Source organism: Collinsella aerofaciens (assembly GCF_015555045.1).
Taxonomy (GTDB): domain Bacteria; phylum Actinomycetota; class Coriobacteriia; order Coriobacteriales; family Coriobacteriaceae; genus Collinsella; species Collinsella aerofaciens_W.
Genome location: NZ_JADNJQ010000018.1, coordinates 21,111 through 41,648 on the forward strand (window position 1 = coordinate 21,111; position 20,538 = coordinate 41,648).

Below are 20,538 nucleotides of genomic sequence, written 5' to 3' on the forward strand. Positions count from 1 at the left end.
ACAGTCGTCGTGGACTCTACGTGAGGCGGAGACAAAGAAGGGTCGTTGTTCGGTTTCCGGCAACGGCCCTTTGATGTATCCTCGACTACTGGATGTTGTCGCGGATGCCGCTTTTGTTGCTAGAACCCTCGATGCGGAGTCGTTATTTCGGAAGTGCGGGGAAAAATCGGAAATCTTCGTGCACAACCCGATTTTTGCAACAAAACCGCAGGTAGAAGGGTTTCCACTATCCAGTGAGGTCGGCATGTCTAGAATTTGCCGCATACTTCTGGTTTGAGCGGCCCTTGCAGTAGATTTTCATAGTTCGAATGGGCTTTGGTTGCATGACTTTTCCCGTAGTGACGTATTTGATGCAGGTCTCCTATCTCTTGCCGTAATATAATTACGGCAAGAGATAGGAGACTCTCATGCTTAAGCGTTTTACTGTTGATGGCTATAGGAATTTTTCGACTCCGGTTTCGTTTAATTTTGCAGCTTCTCGTGATTACCAGTTTGCAGAAAATAACGTTAAAAACGGAACCGTGAAAACCGCACTTTTGATCGGCAGAAATGCTTCTGGTAAATCGAATTTCGGTTCAGCTTTATTCGACATTACACTCGGCTTTCCAAAGGCATTCGATTATTTTGACCAGGATGATCGCCTGTTTTTGAATGCTGACTGCGGGCGAGGTACGGCACAGTTCACCTATGTCTTTGAATTTGACGGTCGCGAAATCAATTACTGCTATGAGAAGACTTCACCGACTACTTGGCTTCACGAGACCCTATTGATTGATGGGGAACGAATTTTCGAATTCAATAACGCACGCGGCGTTTTCGAAGAGAACCACCTTGAACGAATCGGTGCAGCTGGCATTAATTTTGAATTCTCTGATACCTCTTTGAGCCTTCTTTCATACATTACGAGCAGTCTTCCAACTAATGTTTTAGGCGTCTTGGCGGAGTTGCGTCAATTTGTTTCGCGCATGAGGCTGATTCGCATGGACGTTTTTCGATTAAAAGGGTTTGAAATAAGAAAGGTAATCGACAAAATCATACGCGAGAACAAAGTTGCGGAATTTGAGTCATTTATTCGTAATTTTGGAGTCGATGAGTCCCTGATCGTTATTAAAGAGTCCGACGGCTCGCCTGTTCTGTATTTCAATCATCCCATGCGATACATCCCGTTTGTCGAGGCATGCTCTAGCGGTACAAGAACTCTGGTTAAGTTGTTCTCTGAGCTTCAACTTAACGAGTCGGCCAGCTTTTTGTTCATAGATGAGTTTGACGCTTTTTGTCACTTTGAGATGGCAGAGAGCCTTTTGAAGCTCTTTGCTTCAAAGGCATCGTGTCAGATATTGTGCTCGACCCACAATACCTCGCTTGTTAAGAATGGCGTAATGAGGCCCGACTGCGTTTATCAAATTTCTGCAAAAGAGGGCATTCGAACCTTGGCCGATTCTACCGATCGTGAATTGAGGCTTGGCAACAATATTGAGAAGCTTCTCCGAGCCGGAGAGTTTGATTAGCCATGAACAATGCGTCCGACAAGAACGTCCTGCTCATTGTCGAAGGTGCTAAACGCGAGCCTCAGCTGATGGAGCGCATGTTTGAATCTTTTGGCCTCGCAGATGATCATCAAATTGTCCCTGTCGAGATCAATGTTCATGACTTTCTAGACAAGCTCTTTCAAGAATACGGTTGCGATTTTGAGGCTGTAGATCTTAGGTTCTTTGTTGCCGAGCTTCTTTCGGACAAAGATGATGCGACTGAGCTTCTCGAATCCAGTTTTACTGACACCTTGCTCATATTTGACTTAGATCCTCAGGACAATCGGTTCGATTTTAAGCGGCTTGAGCTAATGCAAGACTATTACTGCGATAGCACTGATATGGGTCAGCTATATCTAAGCTATCCGTCGGTTGAAGCATATCGTGATTTTGATCCCCTGAAGTATTGCTCTCTGGATGATGCCCTTGTTCCTTCGGATGTGATTTTTGGTGAGCGATCTTACAAGGACTGGGTTGCCAGGAGGGGAGATTCGCTTGCGGATATTGGACGTATTGATAGTTATACATTTGCTTGCATTATTGCCGTTCATGCCCTGAGATCGCTTTGGTTGACTAATGGGCAGGTGACGCAAAATGCAAACGAGTGTATGGCTGACTTAGCTGCGACTGTGGCGGACATCAATCATTCTGAACTTTTGCTTAATGAGATTGATCGTCTGAACAATGATTCATTTTGCGCATGCTGCACCTGTCTGTTCTTTATTGCGAATTGGCCTAAGCGACTTAACGACGTTTTGAATAAGGCGATTAAGAGGGGTTTGGGTATTCGTTTGCTCTAAAGAGGGTCGTACCGTGCGCTGGGAGCCCGTCGACGAGTTTCGTAATGTACGCATTGTTGGCGATGTCTCGTCGGTCGAGGTGTTTTTGAACGATGGCGCGCTCGTGTTTTCGACGCGCGTCTATCCCGAGGCCTATGGCGTGACCGTTCACGCTCCGGGCGCGAGCGTGAACTATCACACGCTCAACATCTAGGCGTTTCGTCGCCTATCGGCGTTATACTGCAGCCGTTGCCAACGATGCGGGGAACACCCGCATCGTGGGTTTTTGTTTTGAAGGGACGGTGCCGTATGGGCGTACAGCAGCTAGAAGAGGCCTGGGCTTTGAGGGCCGGCGCGCGTGAGGCGCGTCTTGTCGCTGCTCCGCATGTGCCAGCAGCGCTTTCGCTGCTGGGGATTGTGCGTCCCGGTGACCGCCTGGTGGCCTTTGCGGACGACTTTGCCGATGCGTTTGCGAGCGGATTTGACGGCTGCGATGTTGTGATGGTGGGGGAGCCGTCTGTCGAGGCGTTTGCTGCGGCGTCCGGTGGCTTTGCCGGCTCGTTTGACGCTGGGGGTCCGCACCTGTGGTGGTTCGTCAACTCCATCGGCGGGTTTGGTCTGCGTGTGCCTGATCTTCGTGCGCTGGGTCGGGCGGCGCGTGAGGCCCATGCGCTGCTGGTTGTGGACAACACCGTGGCGTCAGCTTTTGGCTGCGATTCGCTGCGGCTGGGTGCTGCGCTGTCGCTCGAGGCGCTCGATCGCGTATGCGCCGGTGATGCTCTGCGCAAGTTGGTTGCCGTACCGGTCGCGCGCTCGCAGCTCAAGCGCCATCGTGTGGATGCCGCGGCCGAGTGCGCGCATGCCCTGCTTGAGGGCCGTGGATTGGCCAAGTTTGAATTGACTGCTGACGAGGCCGGTGTGCTGGAGCGGGGACTGGACTCGCTCGATGTCCGCATGCAGGCACACTTCGACCGCGCACGTGCGCTGTCCGAGTACTTGGCCGCCAATGAGATGGTGCGCAACGTGCGCTATCCCGGGCTGAGCTCGCATCCCGACCATGCGGTTGCAACGGGAATCCTCGAGCACGGCTTTGGTCCGGCAGTTGAGTTTGACCTTATCGAGCGCAGTGCGGGTGATTTCTTCGATGCTTTGCCGGGGGAGTTTCGTACATCGCCCGCCGGCGGCGCAACGACGCGCCTCTCGGCCACGCGCGGCAAGCAGGGGAGCACCATCCGCCTCTTCGCCGGCACCGACGACCCCTTGATCGTTGCCGCCACCCTAGATAATGCCCTCCGCAACTAGCTAAATCATCCTCGACTTCATAAGTTGCGGTGAAATAGGGATTGATTTACGGCTTTAACCGCATAAACAGCCCCTATTTCACCGCAACTTATGAGAAGGGGTTGCGTGGCTATAAGGCCCCGTCCTAAATTGGCTATTCTTTTATGCTGGCGATGAGGTCGTTGGCTTTGGTGGCGATGACGTTGTTGATGTCGGTCTGCAGCTCCTCGTAGACCGCTATGGCTCGCTCTCCGGCGGGGGTGAGGGTGGATCCACGGGCGCCGTCGCGCTCGATGAGCTTGCAGCCCAGCTGACCTTCGGCCTCGTTCACAATGCGCCATGCCTTGGAATACGCCATGCCCATGCTCTTGGCGGCACGGTTGAGCGAGTGCTCGCGGGCGATGCCCTGCAGCAGTAAGACGCAGCCGTGGCCGAAGACGCCCGGCAGATCTTTGTCGCACGCTTGAATGACCAACTTTGCCGTCGTCTTGTACTCCATACGCTCCACGTCTTCCCGCTAAAGTGTTTGCTGGGCAAACGCAAAGCCTGCGTCAAACCCTCGTGTGCTCTTCTTAAATCATGCATTGTAGCAGTCAAAGTGCGTTAAGATACTTCCCCAGTATTGGGCGCCCAAGGTTGGGCTGGGTCCTACGAGGCCTGCAGCCGACCGGTCGCATGGAAAAAGGAGAAACATGGCTACGTTCTTTCCCGGTGAGTCCCACACGTTTTCGGAGTATCTGCTGGTCCCTGGTTACTCGTCCTCGCAGTGCATCCCCAACAACGTCTCTCTTAAGACGCCGCTAACCCGCTTTAAGCGCGGTGAGAAGCCGGCAATCACCCTGAACATCCCCATGGTTTCCGCCATCATGCAGTCCGTCTCGGGCGTCGATATGGGTGTCGCGCTCGCTACCGAGGGTGGCCTGTCCTTCATTTACGGTTCCCAGAGCGCCGAGTCCGAGGCCGCTATGGTCAAGGCCGTCAAGGATCACAAGGCCGGTTTCGTTCAGTCCGATTCCACGCTGACTCCCGATATGACCATGGAGCAGGTCATCGAGCTCAAGGAGAAGACCGGTCACTCCACCATGCCGGTCACCGATGATGGCACTCCCAAGGGTAAGCTCCTGGGCATCGTCACCAGCCGTGACTATCGCCCCAGCCGCGATGACCACCAGACGAAGGTCTCCGAGTTCATGACCCCGCGTGAGCAGCTCATCGTGGGCGACAAGAACATCAGCCTCAAGGTTGCTAACGACGTCATTTGGGACAACAAGCTCAACGCCCTGCCCATCGTCGACGACTACGATCACCTGATGGGCATCGTCTTCCGCAAGGACTACGACAGCCACAAGACCAACCCCAACGAGCTGCTCGACGGCGACAAGCGCTACATGGTCGGTGCCGGTATCAACACCCGCGACTATGCCGAGCGCGTGCCGCTGCTCATCGAGGCTGGCGCCGATGTCCTGTGCGTCGACTCTTCCGAGGGCTTCAGCGAGTGGCAGAAGCGCACCATCGAGTGGATTCGCGCCAACTACGGCGAGGACGTCAAGGTCGGTGCCGGAAACGTCGTCGACGCTGAGGGCTTCCGCTTCTTGGCCGATTGCGGCGCCGACTTCATCAAGGTTGGTATCGGCGGCGGTTCCATCTGCATCACCCGCGAGACCAAGGGCATCGGTCGTGGCCAGGCTACCGCGCTGATCGACGTCTGCCGCGCCCGTGACGAGTACTACGAGGAGACCGGTGTCTACGTGCCCGTTTGCTCCGATGGCGGCATTGTCTACGACTACCACATGACGCTCGCCCTTGCCATGGGTGCCGACTTTATGATGCTGGGCCGCTACTTCGCGCGCTTTGACGAGAGCCCGACCGAGCGCGTCAATGTCAATGGCCAGTATATGAAGGAGTACTGGGGCGAGGGTTCTGCACGTGCCCGCAACTGGCAGCGCTACGACCTGGGCGGCGCCGCGAAGCTCAGCTTCGTCGAGGGCGTCGACTCCTACGTTCCCTACGCCGGCTCCCTCAAGGATGGTGTGGGCGGTACGCTCTACAAGGTCAAGTCCACGATGTGCAACTGCGGCGCCCTCTCGATCCCCGAGCTCCAGGAAAAGGCACGCCTAACGCTGGTCAGCTCCACCTCCATCGTCGAAGGCGGCGCCCACGACGTAGTCGTGAAGGATTCTCAGCAGAGCGTTTCCTATCGATAAGGTAAGAGCTGCATATCAAAGGTTGATTCACAACCACGTTATTTAGATAAAGCGAGATGCCCGCAAGTCGCAGGCATCTCGCTTGTCGTATTTGCTATCATCATGCGAGTTAACGATGCGGCGGGGCGTTCTTACCTTTGCTCGCTGCAAGTTCCGCACGAGCCGAAGAGCACTTAATGTGCTCTTCGTGCGAGCAGGACTGTCCGCAGCAGCGAGTAAAGGTAAGAACGCCCCGCCCCAACCCAGCTAACAAAGGAGCTGATATGTGCGATTGCACAGATCATAAGGACGAGATCCCCGCCTACGACGCGCAGGCCATTGAGTCCAGGTGGATGAAGGCCTGGGAGGACTCCAACCTCTTTGCCGTCGACACCGACGACAGCAAGCCCAAAAAGTACGTGCTCGAGATGTTCCCGTATCCGTCGGGTGACCTGCACATGGGCCACGCGCGCAACTATACCATCGGCGATGCCATGGCCCGTCAGGCCCGCATGCGCGGCTTTGACGTGCTGCATCCCATCGGCTTTGACGCCTTTGGCCTGCCCGCCGAGAACGCTGCCATCAAGCACAACACGCAGGCTGCCGCCTGGACGTATAAGAACATGGACCAGGCGCTTGCCACGATGAAGCGCATGGGCTTCTCCTACGATCTGGATCGCATGGTCAAGACCTGCAGCCCCGACTACTACCGTTGGGGTCAGTGGATCTTTGAGAAGATGTGGGAAAAGGGCCTGGTCTATCGCAAGAAGAACCCGGTCAACTGGTGCCCCACCTGCAAGACCGTTCTGGCTAACGAGCAGGTTACCGAGGGCAAGTGCTGGCGCTGTGGCACCGAGCCCGAGAAGCGCGACCTTGAGCAGTGGTACTACAAGATTACCGAGTACTCTCAGGAGCTGCTCGACGACTTGGAGAAGCTCCCCGGCTGGCCCGAGCGCGTCAAGCAGATGCAGGCCAACTGGATCGGTCGCTCCGAGGGCGCCGAGGTCGACTTTACCCTGTGCGACCAGGATGGCGAGCCCATCGAGGGCGATGAGGGCAAGATCACCGTCTTCACCACGCGTGCCGATACCCTTTTTGGCGTCTCCTTCTTTGTCCTGGCTCCCGAGTACGCCGGCCTGCACGAGCTCGTCGAGGGCACGGAGTACGAGGAGGCCGTCACCAAGATCGTCGAGGACTCCAAGCATATCTCTGCCGTCGAGCGTGCCCAGGGCACCCTCGAGAAGCACGGTGCCTTCACGGGCCGTTACGTGGTGAACCCCGTCAACGGCGAGAAGGTCCCCGTGTGGGTTGCCGATTATGTCGTTGCCGACTACGGCACCGGCGCCGTCATGGCCGTTCCCTGTGGCGACCAGCGCGACTTTGAGTTTGCCCGTAAGTACGACCTGCCGATCGTGCCGATCATCCTGGACGATGACGATCGCGCTGCCGTCGAGGCCAGCGGCGAGACCATCGATACCTTCCATGCCGAGACCGTCGACTGGGATTGCGCTCACGCTGCCGAGGGCACGCTCGTCCAGTCAGGCAAGTACACCGGCATGCGCGGCGGTAAGCACTCCGAGGGCGAGGCTGCAATCGTGGCCGACCTCGAGGCCATGGGCTGTGGTCGTCGCAAGGTCGAGTTCCGTCTGCGCGACTGGCTCATCAGCCGTCAGCGTTATTGGGGCAACCCCATCCCGGCCATCCACTGCGAGCACTGCGGCATCGTGCCCGTGCCCGAGGATCAGCTGCCGGTGACGCTGCCCGAGAACCTGGACCTGGGCGCCGGCGAAACCCTCGCCGAGTGCAAGGAGTTCTACGAGACCACCTGCCCGGTCTGCGGTCGCCCGGCCAAACGCGAGACCGATACCATGGACACCTTCACCTGCTCCAGCTGGTATTACCTGCGCTATACCGATCCGCACAACACCGAGCTGCCCTTCTCCCGCGAGGCCGCCGACCGTTGGATGCCCGTCGATAACTACATCGGCGGCATTGAGCACGCCATTCTGCACCTGCTCTACAGCCGCTTCTTTACCAAGGCGCTGCGCGACCTGGGCCTGCTGAGTGTGGACGAGCCCTTCACCAACCTGCTGTGCCAGGGCATGGTCAAGGACGAGAACGGTGACACCATGTCCAAGTCCAAGGGCAACGTCGTGCCCCCGAGCTCGGTCATCGAACCCTACGGCGCTGACACCATGCGTTTGGCGATCCTGTTTATCGCCCCGCCCGAGAAGGACTTCGACTGGGATCCCAAGGCCGTTGAGGGCGCCAACCGCTTCATCAAGCGCGCCTGGCGTATCGTTTGGCAGCTCGTCCAGTCCAGCGACGCCAACGTGGCCTTCGACAAGTCCGCGCTCGACGAGGTCGCGATGAAGCTCTATCGCGAGCGTCACCGCACCATCGCCAAGTGCACCGAGGACTTCGATCGCGGCCAGTTCAACACCGCGATCTCGGCCGTCATGGAGCTCGTCAACGCGGCGAGCGCCTACCTCAATGCCACCGAGGGTGCCGCCCGCGACAAGGCGCTGTGCTACGGCGTGGCCAAGGACATCGTGAGCGTCCTTGCCCCCATCTGCCCGTTCTGGGCCGACGAGTTGTGGCACGAGGCGCTCGGCTGCGAGGGCAACGCCTACACCGCCGCCTGGCCCGAGTTCGACCTGGCCGAGTCCGTTGAGGACGCGGTGCAGATCGTGGTCCAGGTGCTCGGTAAGGTCCGCGGCCGCGTCGACGTGGCCCGCGATGCCTCCAATGAGGATATGCAGGCTGCCGCCGAGGCCGCCGTCGCCAAGTGGCTCGAGGGCAAGACGGTCGTCAAGGCCATCTGCGTGCCCGGCAAGCTGGTCAACCTGGTGGTCAAGTAAACGCCACGCGCATAGTTGACGTGTTAAAGATGAGGGGCGATTCCGCTGGGGTAGTCCCTCGTTTTTCATGTACCTGTCCTGATGCCTGCGGTCAATTGTCTTCTTCTTGTGGAGAAGCTGTGCGCACGCTGACCTGCAGATTCGTACTGTGCTTGCACGTTTCCGCAGCTATTGGTATAGTTTGCTTGCAAATGAAGTTGTAATTGAAAGAAGTGGGGTTTCGGCCCCGCTTCTTTTTTGTATGGATGGAGGTGCCGTAATGGTCAAGACCAAGACCGAGCAGGCGATCATTGACGCGCTCGAGGCCGTCGCTCCCCAGCACGATATCGACATCGTCGACGTCGAGCTCGTGGGTGCCACCAAGGCCCCCTGCGTGCGCGTGCGTATCGAGGGTGCCGAGGGTCAGAGTCTTTCGCTCAACGACGTCACGGCCAACACCAAGTGGGTCGGCGATGTGATTGAGGAGCTCGACCCCATCTCTTCGAGCTATACGCTCGAGGTGTCGAGCCCGGGTATGGCGCGCCCGCTGCGCCGCCCGTGCGACTTTGCCCGCTTTGTGGGCGAGAACTGCGAACTCACCTCCACCGCCACCGAGGGCCGTCGCAAGTATGCCGGCAAGATTACCGCCGCCACCGAGGCGAACGTGACCCTCGAGCTCGAGGACGGCGAGTCCGTTACCCTCGATTTCTCTGATGTTAAAAAGTGCAAGTTGAAGCCCACCTACGACTTCAAGCCCGCGAAGGAAGGAAAGTAAGATGGCAGCATCCGACATGATGTCCGCCCTGATGGAGCTTTGCCAGGAGAAGCACATCGACCAGCTCTACCTGATCGACCGCCTGGAGCAGTCGCTCGCCAAGAGCTATGCCGAGATCCTGCATCTTGAGTGGGGCGCCAAGGTGACCATCGACCGCACCACCGGCAAGATCTACGTCTACCGCCTGGAGCCGATCGACGATTCCATGGACGAGGAGGGCAACTTCACCGAGTTCGAGGAGATCGACGTCACTCCCAAGAACACGAGCCGCATCGCTGCCCAGCACGCTAAGGCCGAGATCAACGCCATCGTGCGCAACTCCGCCCGCGAGCAGATCTACGAGGAGTTCTCCGGCCGCATCGGTGACCTCATCAGCGGTACCGTGCTGCAGTCCACGCCCGACTTCACGATCGTCAAGATCCGCGAGGGCGTCGAGGCCGAGCTGCCGCATTTCGACCAGCGCCGTTACGAGAACGAGCGCAACGAGCGTCCGATGGGCGAGCGCTATCTGCACAACCAGCACATCAAGGCCGTGATCATCGACGTTCGCGACCCCAACTCCAACCTGCAGCCGGTTCGTGGCGAGCACAGCCGTCCGCCGATTGTCATCTCCCGTACTCACCCCGAGCTCATGCGTCGTCTGTTTGAGCAGGAGGTGCCCGAGATCTATGAGGGCACCGTCCAGATCAAGTCGATCGCCCGCGAGCCCGGCCAGCGCTCCAAGGTCGCCGTCCACTCGCTCGACGACCGTCTGGATCCTGTGGGCGCCTGCGTCGGCCCCAAGGGCAGCCGTGTTCGCGCTGTCGTGGGCGAGCTCCGTGGCGAGCGCGTCGACGTCATCCTTTGGGATGCCGATCCTGCCGTCTACGTCGCCAACGCCCTGTCGCCCGCCAAGGTCACCCGCGTCCTCATCGACGAGGAGAAGGCCTACGCCGGCGTCATCGTGCCCGACGACCAGCTGTCCCTCGCCATCGGCAAGGAGGGCCAGAACGCCCGCCTCGCCGCGCGCCTGACCGGCTGGCACATCGACATCAAGTCCGAGACGCTTGCCGCCGACATCCTCAAGAACGTTCCCGTTCACGAGGAGCCCGCCGCCGACCTGATCGGTGACGAGGAGGACGGGGACGTCCGCCGCTGCGAGTACGTGTCCGAGGACGGCATCCAGTGCCGCAACCAGGCTCGTCCCGGCTCCCGTTTCTGCGGTGTCCACGACACCGACGCCTTCGATGATGCGGAGGACCTGATCTAGCGCGCGGTCGCGCCGGGCGGGTCCCGGCGCGTCTCCCACGCTCGTTCAGTCTCTAGGCACCCAAGGTGCCAGAAAGGGTAGGTGAAGTCATATGGCAAAAGTCCGTGTGTCCACCCTGGCCAAAGAGTTCGGCATGACCTCCAAGGAACTGATGGGTCATCTCGCCGAAATGAAGATTCCCGCTAAGTCCGCTTCCTCCACCTTGGAGGACGCTTATGTCGCTATGGTCCGCAAGCAGCTCGCCTCGGTGATCGAGGCCCGCGCCCAGGAAGTCGAGGCCGCCAAGCAGGCCGAGGAGCAGGCGGCTGCCGCCGAGGAGGCCGCACGCGCCGCTGAGGCCGAGCGCGAGCGCATCGCCGCCGAGAAGGCACGTGAGGAGGAGCGCCGCCAGTTTGCCGCAGCCCAGGCTGCCGAGGAGGCTGCCCGCGCCGAGGCCGAGGCCAAGAAGAAGGCCGAGCAGGAGCGCCTTGCCCGCGAGAAGGAGGAGGCTGCCCGCGAGGCTCAGCGACGCGCCGTTCCCGCTTCCGACTCCGGTTCGCGCTTCCGTTCGCTGCTCGACCAGATCGCCGCACAGGAGACCGTGCTCAAGGAGAAGAAGGACGCCGAGGACAAGGCCAAGGCCGAGCGTGCTGCCGAGCGCGGTAACCGTCGTGGCGGCAACAACGACCGCCGCGGTGGCCGTCGTAACGATCGCAATGCCTCCGACAACAACTCCGAGCGCAACGCCTCCGAGAGCCGTCCGCACAGCCATCGCACCAACGCCAGCAACAACGTCGCTGCCGGCATGGACTTCCCCAACCCCGACAAGCAGGGCAAGGGCAAGAAGCGCAAGGGCGGTCACAACAACGAAGAGGACCACTACAGCCGCATGGCTCGCGAGGCCGAGGAGTACAGCCGCGAGAAGGTGCTCGAGGAGGCTCGTGCCGCCGTCGAGGAGGCCTCTCGCGAGTCCACCGGTCGCCGCAAGAAGCGCAAGGAGAAGCGCGAGCGCGAGGCTGCCAAGGCTCAGGAGGAGCGCAAGATAGAGGAGGCGCTGGCCCAGGGCGTGAATCCCGAGGACCTCGACGCCATCAAGGTCTCCCAGGGCGTTACCGTCCAGGAGCTTGCCGAGGCGCTCGACGTTCCGGCCAACGACATCATCAAGCGCCTGTTCCTGCTTGGTATGCCGCTCACCATGACGCAGTCCATGTCCGACGACCTCGTCGAGCTCGTTGCCGACGACCTGGGCCGTCAGATCAAGATCATCACCCCCGAGGAGGAGAACACCTTCTCGTTCTACGACGATCCCGCCGACCTCAAGCCGCGCGCCCCGGTCGTCACCGTCATGGGCCACGTCGACCACGGTAAGACGTCGCTGCTCGACGCTATCCGTCACACCGGCGTTGCTGCCGGCGAGGCGGGCGGCATTACGCAGGCCATCGGTGCTTCGCAGGTCATGATCAACGACCGCAAGATCACCTTCATCGATACCCCCGGTCACGCCACCTTTACGGCTATGCGTGCCCGTGGCGCCAAGGTGACCGACATCGTCATTCTGATCGTGGCTGCCGACGACGGCGTCATGCCCCAGACCGTCGAGTCGATCAACCACGCCAAGGCCGCCGGCGTTCCCATCGTCGTCGCCGTCAACAAGATCGATAAGCCCGGCGCCAACCCCGACCGCGTGCGCCAGGAGCTCACCGAGTACGGCGTCATACCCGAGGAGTGGGGCGGACAGAACATGTTCGTCAACATCTCGGCCAAGCAGAAGATCGGTATCGACGATCTTCTGGAGACCGTGCTGCTCCAGGCCGACGTGCTCGAGCTCAAGGCCAACCCGGACACCTTTGCCTCCGGCAACGTCCTCGAGGCCAAGCTCGACAAGGGCCGCGGCTCGGTCGCTACCGTGCTCGTGACCCGCGGTACCTTGCGCGTGGGCGATACGCTGGTCGCCGGCCTTACCTATGGCCGCGTCCGTGCCATGCTCGACCCCAAGGGTCGCGCCGTCACCGAGGCCGGTCCCTCCGACGCCGTCGAGATTTTGGGCCTGCAGTCTGTGCCCAACGCCGGCGACGAGTTCCGCGTGTTCGAGGACGAGCGCGAGGCTCGCGCCCTTGCCGACGAGCGTTCGCTCAAGGCCCGTATCGAGGAGCAGAGCCGCGTCAAGCACGTCACGCTCGAGAACCTCTTCGAGACCATTGCCGACGCCGAGGTCAAGGAGCTCAACCTGATCATCAAGGCCGACGTCCAGGGTTCCATCGAGGCCCTTCAGGACTCGCTCGACAAGATGGATCAGTCCGAGGTTCGCATCAACACGATCCACTCCGCCGTTGGCGCCATCAACGAGACCGACGTCGTCCTGGCCGACGCCTCCAATGCCATCATCATCGGCTTTGGCGTCCGTCCCGACGGTAAGGCCCGCTCCGCCGCCGAGCGCGAGGGCGTCGAGATCCGTTGCTACGACGTCATCTACAAGTGCCTCGAGGAGCTCGACGCCGCCCGTATCGGCATGCTCAAGCCCACCGAGGTCGAGGTCGCCACGGGTACCGCGACCGTCCTGGACACCTTCAAGGTGCCCAAAGTCGGTATCGCCGCCGGTGTCCGCGTCGAAGAGGGCGAGATCGCCGCGACCGATTCCGTGCGTCTGGTGCGCGACGGTATCGTGGTCTTCAACGGCAAGATCGCCTCGATGCGCCACTACAAGGACGAGGCCAAGAGCCTCAAGAGCGGTTCCGAGGGCGGCATTGGCCTGGAGAACTTCCAGGACATCAAGCCCGGCGACCAGATCGAGGGTTACCGCATCGACCAGGTTGCCCGTACCGAGTAGGGGGTAGCGCTATGAAGCAAACGCAGGCAACCCGCCGTCTGGGCGAGCAGCTTCGCGAGAAGCTCGGTTATATCCTGCTCTTTGAGGTTTCCGATCCGCGTCTCGACCTGGTTACTTTGACCGCGGTCGAGGTCGCGGTGGACCGTTCGTTCGCGCGCGTGTACGTGTCGTGCGATGCGAGCCGCTACGACGAGGTCATGGAGGCGCTCGCAAGCGCCAAGGGCCGTATTCGCAGCTTGTTGGCTCGCTCGCTCGATTGGCGTGTTACGCCCGAGCTCGATTTTCGCATCGATCGCTCGACCGATGAGGCCGAGCGCATCACGCGTGCGCTGGAAAACGTTCCCGCCACGCTTGCGATCGAAAAGGACGAGGACGGCTATCCGATAGTGGATGCCGCCCAGGAGGCAGCTTTAGATGACTAATTCCGCCGACCTCGCCTCGTGCGAGTCTGCAGATATTCAGCGACGCATCCTCGAGTTCATCGAGGGTGCGTCCTCCATTGCGATTTCGGGACACACTTCTCCCGACGGCGACGCCCTGGGCTCCGTGTTGGGTCTGGGCCTTTCGCTCATGAAGTTTTTCCCCAACAAGGACATTGCGCTGCTGCTGGCAGACGATGACCCGGTTCCGCGCATCTACCGCTTTATGGAAGGCTCCGATCGCCTGGTGCCGGCATCTGCGTACGCTGGCAACCCGGACCTGTTCATCTCGGTGGACGTACCGGTCGTCGAGCGTCTCAATAATTCCGCCGAGGTGCTTCGTCGCTCCAAGCATGTGGTGTGTTTCGACCACCATCCGGCGCGTGAGGAGTTTGCCGAGCTCAGTCTGAGGCGCGTTGAAGCTGCAGCCTGCGCCATGATCATTGACCGTTTCTTGGACAATTGCGGCATTGTCGCACGTGATGGCGTTGCGACCTGCCTGCTGTGTGGCTTGGTTACCGATACCGGCCGTTTTCAGTACCAAAACGCCGATGCCGCCGCGTTCCATGCGGCATCGCGTCTGGTTGCCCACGGTGCCGATCCGGCGCGTGTGGCACTCGAGGTATACCAGAGCATGCGCGTTGAGTTTTTGCACCTCAAGTCCATCGTTATGGGCCGCATCAAGACGGTGGCCCACGGGCGCGTTGCGTATAGCTACGCGTACCAGAGCGACCTTGAGGCTTGCGGTGTCACCTCGGATGAGTGCGACGGCCTGGTCGATGTGGTGCGCTCGGTGATGGGCGTCGAGGTCTGCCTGTTCCTGAAGGGCATTGAGGGCGATACCAAGGTGCGCGGCAACCTGCGCTCTAAGGGCGACCTCAACGTGTCCGAGATCGCTGCTGCCTTTGGCGGGGGTGGACATTCCGCTGCCGCCGGTTTCTCCAACAACGGAACGATTCTCGAGACGCTCACCGTGGCACTTCCCATGCTGGCCGAGCTGGTAGGGGAGGATCCCGCTTCGGTGACCGTCGAGCTTTAACTTTTTGGATGGTACATGGCTCGTCGTACGCCTTCTCAATTGAATATGCTGCTCGCTGTCGATAAGCCGGTGGGCTGCACGTCCCACGATGTGGTTTCGCAGTGCCGGCGCACCCTCCATGAGCGGCGCGTCGGCCATGCCGGCACGCTCGACCCCATGGCATCGGGTGTCATGGTAGTGGGCGTGGGCCAGGCAACCCGTCTACTGGGTATGCTCACGCTCGATACCAAAAGCTACGTCGCCGACATCTCGTTTGGCGCCGAGACCAATACCGATGATGCGGAAGGCGAGGCGGTCCGCACGGTGGCTGTTGCCAACGAGCTCCGCGATCCTGCCTATGCGCGTGAGCACTTGGCCTCCATGCTGGGTCCGCAGATGCAGGTGCCGCCGGCGTTTTCGGCTATCTCGGTCAATGGCGTTCGCGCCTACAAGTCTGCTCGCGAGGGCAATGCGGTGGACCTACCTCCGCGTCCCGTCGAGGTCTATGCCGCCGACCTGATCGCCGTGGGCGGCGAAGGTGATACGTGCGTGTGGACCGTGGCGTTCTCGGTGAGCAAGGGCACCTATATTCGTGCGCTCGCTCGCGACCTGGGCCGCGCCTGCGAGAGCGCCGCGCACATTTCCGCGCTGCGCCGCACGGCCTCTGGTGTTGTTTCCATTGGCGCCTGTCATGCGGTGGAGGAGCTTTCTCCCGAGTCCGCCGCTGGCTTTGCCCTGGATCCCATTGCGGCCCTGGGCGCCACGCGTGTTGACTTGCCGGGTAATCTTGCCGACGACCTGCTCTGCGGCCGACGCATTCCCGTTGAGCGTTCGCTTGCCGATTTCGATGCCTCGAAGCCGCCGTTTGCGTTGGTGCTCGATGGGGGACTCAAGGCGCTCGCCCGCATTGAGGGTGGCCGCTTTGTCATGGAGCACGTGTTTCCGCAGGCAATCGGCGGTGTTCGATGATGTTGTCCGCTCGCGAGCTCGCGCGTGTCTTTTTCGCGGGTGAGTCGGACGAGGCTCGCATCGTTACTGCCGATGCGTTTGATGAGTGTGAGCACTTGGGTGCCGCATCGATTGCCATCGGCGTGTTCGACGGCGTTCACCGTGGACACCAGGAACTCATCGAAGCGCTTGTCCGTGATGCCCGTGCCCATGGCTGTAAGGCGGTCGTGGTTACCTTTGATCCCGACCCGGACGTTGTGGTGAGCCCTTCGCCCGCTCAAAAATTGATGACGACGGCCGACCGTCTGCATGCTTTGGCTCAAACCGGGGTCGATGCGGTGGTGGCCGTTCCCTTTACGCCTGAGGTTGCGGCGCTTGACCATGTTGACTTTCTCTCGCTGGTGTCGCGTCTGGTCGACATTCGATCGATTCGCGTTGGCAGTGACTTTAGGCTGGGTCGTGGCGGTGCATCTGGTGTTGCCGAGATGCGCGCCTGGGGTTCCGAGCACGGCGTTGACGTGTATGGTCACGACCTGCTTTGCGAGGGCGGTGAGGCCATTTGCGCCACCCGCATTCGTCATGAGTTGGGACAGGGCCATGTGGAGCTTGCCGCTGAGTTACTCGGCCGTCCGTATATGGTGCGTGGCGGTGTTATTCGCGGCCGTCACGAGGGTTCTGGCATGGGCTTTCCCACGGCAAACCTACAAGTTCCCGATGGTATTCAGGTGCCTGCGGACGGCGTGTATGAGGGTCTGGTGCTGGTCGATGACACCGTGTGGCCCGCTGCCGTGAACGTCGGCCTACCGCCAACGTATGCCGACGATGTCGCTTCGGCGCATCTCGAGGCTAATTTAATTGGTTATACGGGCGACCTGTACGGCTCTTCTGTTTCGCTGGCGTTTACGCGTTGGCTGCGTCCGTCGCGCGTGTTCGATTCGCTGGATGAGTTGATCGCGACCGTCGAGGGTAATATCGAAGACATTCGTCACAACTTGGGTGAGCAGGGGGTGAGCATCCGTGATTAGCGATGAGGAAAAAGACCAGGTACGCGCTGCGTCCGACCTGGTTGCCATTGTGCAGGAAACGGTTGAGCTCAAGCCCCGCGGCCATGAGTTTTGGGGATGCTGCCCCTTCCATGGCGAAAAGACGCCGTCCTTCCATATTATTCCCGCCACGCAGGTGTGGCATTGCTTTGGCTGCGGCGAGGGTGGCGACGTCTTCACTTATATCATGAAGCGCGAGAACCTGAGCTTTCCCGAGTCAATCCGTTATTTGGCCGATCGCGCGGGTATTGAGCTGCATGACACCGGAGATCGCCGTGAGCGCGGCACCAAGCGTGCCCGCATATACGATCTGTGCGCCGAGACGGCCCAGTTCTACCACACCATGCTTATGCGCGGTAAGGACGGCCGTCCGCGCGAGTATTTTGCCAGTCGCGGCATGGGCGGCGACGTCTGCCGCCGCTACTGCCTGGGCTTTGCGCCGGGCCGCAACGCGCTGGTGTCGCACCTGTCCCAGGCGGGTTTTACCCCGCAGGAGATGATCGATGCCAACGTTGCCGTGAGCCGCGGGCGCGGGCAACTAGCCGACCGCTTCTACGACCGTGTGATGTTCCCCATCTTTGACGAGCAGGGTCACAACATTGCCTTTGGCGGTCGCATTATGGGCGACGGCCAGCCTAAGTATCTCAACACCGCCGAGACGAGCGTGTTCCATAAAAAGCGAAACCTCTACGGCTTTAACTGGGCCAAGGAGTTTATCGTCGCGCAGGATACCGCCATCGTGGTGGAGGGTTATACCGACTGTATCGCCTGCTGGGAGGCGGGGATCAAAAACGTCGTCGCCACGCTGGGCACCGCGCTCACGGAGCATCACGTCAAGACGCTCACCCGCTTTGCCAAGCGCATCGTGTATATGTTCGATGGCGACGCCGCCGGTCAAAAGGCCGCGCGCCGCGCGATTCAGTTTATCGAGCAGGATTCGATGGACCTGCGCTGCGTGGTACTTCCCGACGGCAACGATCCCATGGAGTTCATCACGGCGCACGGCGGAGAGGAGCTGCAGAAACGCATTGACGCCGCCGAGCCGCTCATGGACTTTGTCTACCGTTCGCTGCAGGAGTCGAGCGACATCACCACGCCGGGCGGTCGCGCCAAGGCGCTTGAAGATGCGCTGACGCTTATCTATCCGCTGCGCGATAGCTATATGATCGACACGTACTTTATCCAGATTGCTGATTTGCTGGGTTTGGATTTGGAGACGGTGCGCGCGAGCTCGGGCCGCGTGTTTCGCGATGTCGCCAAGCGCGAAGATGCGGAACGACGTCGTGAGCAGAACTATGAACGCCAGCGGGCGCAAGCCGAGCGCTCTGGTAGCGCGGGCGGTCGGTCGTCTGGTTCGCAGGGGACATCTCGTGGTGCTTGGGCGTCGGGCGCGACGCCGCCGGTGTCCGCGCCGGTCGAAGAAGAGCCGTACGACTATGTCCCGCTCGATGCCTACGGTGCCGCGCCTGTAGAGGTCGTCGATGATCTGCCGCCAATCGATGTGCCTCATGGTATGGGCTCTGAGCCCGCCGGTGCCCCGGCAGACGCTTCGGCCCCTATGGTTCTGACCGATCTTGAGCGCAAGTCCTTGGCAGGGGAGCGCGAGCTGCTGACGATGCTCACGAGCTACCCCGACCTGTTCCGCACGTATGCCGACCGCATCTGCTCCATCGAGTGGGTTGACCCACGTCACGAGTCCATCGCATGGGCCGTTCTGGCTACGCCGTCGGGAACCGATCCTGCAGCTTGCATGGATGCGGCACGCTCGGTGTGTCCCGAGGCGGCAACGCTTGTGAGTGCCGGGCGCATCTCGGCGACGAGCAAGCACCCCACCGAGACGAACATTGTGTTTATGCTCGATACGCTCGAGCTCTACACCATCAAGCGCCGCATGCGTGCCGCACAGGCCAAGCTGCGCCAAGACCGTTCGCTCGATGATGAGGGCCGTCGTTCGCTGACCGTGCAGGCCGCGCGGGACTCGCAGCGTCAGCGCGAACTGCAAAAGTCGATCGGCGGCGTGGCGGACCCGTTCCGTTTGATCGGCCTGGAGGCCGCAGGCACTGAACAAGCCTAGATGTTGTGGTCAACCAGCGTATTCTCGCCTATATCCAGTCCTCTTTTTGGGTATAGACGTCAATGTGTGTGCTAAAGTATTGAGTCCTGTGGACTATGAAGGGAGAATCTGTGCCAAAAAAGACTGAGAGCACGGGTACTGGGCTGGAATCCTACGTTGCAAAGCTCATGGGCAACGGCTCAAACAGGACTTCGGTAACCGAGGACGAGATTCAGGTCGCCCTGAAGGATATCGATGTTTCTGACGAGCAGCTCACCGCGGTGTATTCCGCGCTGCGCAACAGCGGCATCCAGATTATCTCCGCGAGCGGTAACGACGACGCCCCCATGGACGTCGACGATGACGATAACGATACCGATACCGACGATTTCGATGACGACGACGAGCACGATTCCGGCTCGCTTGACGATCATGAGCTCAAGATGGCCCGTCAGGCCGATGCCGAGATGGGTTCTTCCAAGAGCAAGAAGAAGCGCACCGTGCGCACGTCCCGTTCACGCTCCCGCGTGCGTGGCATCGATGCCTCCACGGTGATGCTGACCGGCGATCCGGTCCGTATGTACCTCAAGGAGATCGGCAAGGTCGACCTGTTGACCGCCTCCGAAGAGGTCGATCTGGCCATGAAGATCGAGGCCGGTCTTGAAGCCACCGAGAAGCTCGAGGCTGCCGATGCTGGTGAGCTCGAACTCACGCGTGCCGAGATGCGTCGTCTTACGCGCATTGAGAACGTGGGCCTCGAAGCCAAGCAGGCGCTCATCAGCGCAAACCTGCGTCTGGTCGTCTCCATCGCTAAGCGCTATGTCGGACGCGGCATGCTGTTCCTGGACTTGATCCAGGAGGGCAACCTCGGTCTGATCCGCGCCGTCGAGAAGTTCGACTACCAGAAGGGCTTTAAGTTCTCCACGTACGCCACGTGGTGGATCCGTCAGGCCATCACGCGCGCTATCGCCGACCAGGCCCGTACCATCCGTATTCCCGTGCACATGGTCGAGACCATCAACAAACTCGTCCGCGTGCAGCGCCAGCTTCTTCAGGACCTTGGTCGCGACCCGACCCCCGAGGAGATCGGTGCCGAAATGGACATGAGCGCCGACCGCGTCCGCGAGATCCAGAAGATCTCGCAGGAGCCCGTGTCGCTCGAGACCCCCATCGGCGAGGAAGAGGATTCCCAGCTGGGCGACTTCATCGAGGACTCCCAGGCCATCGTTCCGCCCGATGCGGCCAGCTTCTCCATGCTGCAGGAGCAGCTCACCCAGGTGCTCGACTCGCTTGCCGATCGTGAGCGCAAGGTTATCGAGCTGCGCTTTGGCCTTGTCGACGGACATCCCCGTACGCTCGAGGAAGTCGGCCGCGAGTTTGGCGTCACGCGCGAGCGCATCCGCCAGATCGAGTCCAAGACCCTGGCCAAGCTCCGCCATCCCAGCCGTAGCAGTAAGCTCAAAGACTATATCGAGAGCTAGTCAAGCAAGAAGCGCCCTCAAGCACATCTGCTTGGGGGCGCTTTCATGTAGTCGTTGGGTGTTCCTATAGTTTTGTCAACCGTCGGGGCTACTCCCGGTAGGGCACCCGGTCGCGCATCACGGCGTATATCGCC

Annotated in this window: 16 protein-coding genes; 15 read left to right on the forward strand and 1 reads right to left on the reverse strand. The window is 60.3% G+C overall.

Annotated features, from left to right (window positions below):
- The first annotated feature begins 407 nt into the window (after nucleotides 1-407).
- The 4 genes from I2E45_RS07035 (at nucleotide 408) to I2E45_RS07050 (ending at nucleotide 3,610) form a co-directional block, all read left to right on the forward strand.
- Complete coding sequence (locus I2E45_RS07035) at nucleotides 408-1,508, forward strand: AAA family ATPase (protein WP_195445254.1); 1,101 nt, start codon at nucleotides 408-410, stop codon at nucleotides 1,506-1,508.
- Nucleotides 1,509-1,510: 2 nt separating this feature from the next.
- The gene (locus tag I2E45_RS07040; RefSeq protein ID WP_195445256.1) at nucleotides 1,511-2,329 is read left to right on the forward strand and encodes a hypothetical protein; all 819 of its coding nucleotides are present in this window, start codon (nucleotides 1,511-1,513) and stop codon (nucleotides 2,327-2,329) included.
- Nucleotides 2,330-2,342: 13 nt separating this feature from the next.
- Complete coding sequence (locus tag I2E45_RS10410) at nucleotides 2,343-2,522, forward strand: GH32 C-terminal domain-containing protein (RefSeq protein WP_271742269.1); 180 nt, start codon at nucleotides 2,343-2,345, stop codon at nucleotides 2,520-2,522.
- Between the two features lie 95 nt (nucleotides 2,523-2,617).
- Nucleotides 2,618-3,610: a PLP-dependent transferase gene (locus I2E45_RS07050; RefSeq protein WP_195445258.1), complete on the forward strand. Its 993-nt coding sequence runs from the start codon at nucleotides 2,618-2,620 to the stop codon at nucleotides 3,608-3,610.
- 133 nt (nucleotides 3,611-3,743) lie between these two features.
- Here the strand turns inward: I2E45_RS07050 and I2E45_RS07055 are convergent, their stop codons facing one another.
- Entirely contained in the window at nucleotides 3,744-4,088 is a 345-nt protein-coding gene (locus I2E45_RS07055) for a winged helix-turn-helix domain-containing protein (RefSeq protein WP_195445260.1), read from the reverse strand.
- 193 nt (nucleotides 4,089-4,281) lie between these two features.
- Here I2E45_RS07055 and I2E45_RS07060 point away from each other — a divergent pair, with 193 nt between their 5' ends.
- From I2E45_RS07060 to rpoD, 11 genes are all read left to right on the forward strand, one after another.
- Complete coding sequence (locus I2E45_RS07060; protein ID WP_195445262.1) at nucleotides 4,282-5,793, forward strand: IMP dehydrogenase; 1,512 nt, start codon at nucleotides 4,282-4,284, stop codon at nucleotides 5,791-5,793.
- A gap of 263 nt (nucleotides 5,794-6,056) precedes the next feature.
- On the forward strand, nucleotides 6,057-8,633 hold the full coding sequence (gene leuS, locus I2E45_RS07065; protein WP_195445264.1) for a leucine--tRNA ligase: 2,577 nt from the start codon (nucleotides 6,057-6,059) through the stop codon (nucleotides 8,631-8,633).
- 259 nt (nucleotides 8,634-8,892) lie between these two features.
- Nucleotides 8,893-9,387 (forward strand): ribosome maturation factor RimP, encoded by a 495-nt coding sequence (locus I2E45_RS07070; protein WP_195445266.1) that lies wholly within the window; start codon nucleotides 8,893-8,895, stop codon nucleotides 9,385-9,387.
- A 1-nt stretch (nucleotide 9,388) separates the two neighbouring features.
- Nucleotides 9,389-10,636, forward strand: a complete 1,248-nt coding sequence (gene nusA / locus I2E45_RS07075) for a transcription termination factor NusA (RefSeq protein WP_195445268.1) — start codon at nucleotides 9,389-9,391, stop codon at nucleotides 10,634-10,636.
- Between the two features lie 91 nt (nucleotides 10,637-10,727).
- Nucleotides 10,728-13,442 (forward strand): translation initiation factor IF-2, encoded by a 2,715-nt coding sequence (gene infB, locus I2E45_RS07080; protein WP_195445270.1) that lies wholly within the window; start codon nucleotides 10,728-10,730, stop codon nucleotides 13,440-13,442.
- Nucleotides 13,443-13,453: 11 nt separating this feature from the next.
- A complete protein-coding gene (rbfA, locus tag I2E45_RS07085; protein WP_195362079.1) occupies nucleotides 13,454-13,864 on the forward strand; it encodes a 30S ribosome-binding factor RbfA in 411 nt (136 codons plus the stop codon).
- Nucleotides 13,857-14,900, forward strand: a complete 1,044-nt coding sequence (locus I2E45_RS07090; RefSeq protein ID WP_195445272.1) for a DHH family phosphoesterase — start codon at nucleotides 13,857-13,859, stop codon at nucleotides 14,898-14,900. Before rbfA ends, I2E45_RS07090 begins: the two co-directional genes overlap by 8 nt.
- Nucleotides 14,901-14,915: 15 nt before the next feature.
- Nucleotides 14,916-15,848: a tRNA pseudouridine(55) synthase TruB gene (gene truB, locus I2E45_RS07095; protein ID WP_195445274.1), complete on the forward strand. Its 933-nt coding sequence runs from the start codon at nucleotides 14,916-14,918 to the stop codon at nucleotides 15,846-15,848.
- Nucleotides 15,845-16,852: a riboflavin biosynthesis protein RibF gene (gene ribF, locus I2E45_RS07100; protein ID WP_229058874.1), complete on the forward strand. Its 1,008-nt coding sequence runs from the start codon at nucleotides 15,845-15,847 to the stop codon at nucleotides 16,850-16,852. The genes truB and ribF overlap by 4 nt, the downstream gene beginning before the upstream one ends.
- Complete coding sequence (gene dnaG / locus I2E45_RS07105) at nucleotides 16,845-18,944, forward strand: DNA primase (RefSeq protein WP_195445277.1); 2,100 nt, start codon at nucleotides 16,845-16,847, stop codon at nucleotides 18,942-18,944. Before ribF ends, dnaG begins: the two co-directional genes overlap by 8 nt.
- A gap of 110 nt (nucleotides 18,945-19,054) precedes the next feature.
- Nucleotides 19,055-20,404 (forward strand): RNA polymerase sigma factor RpoD, encoded by a 1,350-nt coding sequence (rpoD, locus tag I2E45_RS07110; protein ID WP_055286388.1) that lies wholly within the window; start codon nucleotides 19,055-19,057, stop codon nucleotides 20,402-20,404.
- Nucleotides 20,405-20,538 lie beyond the last annotated feature (134 nt).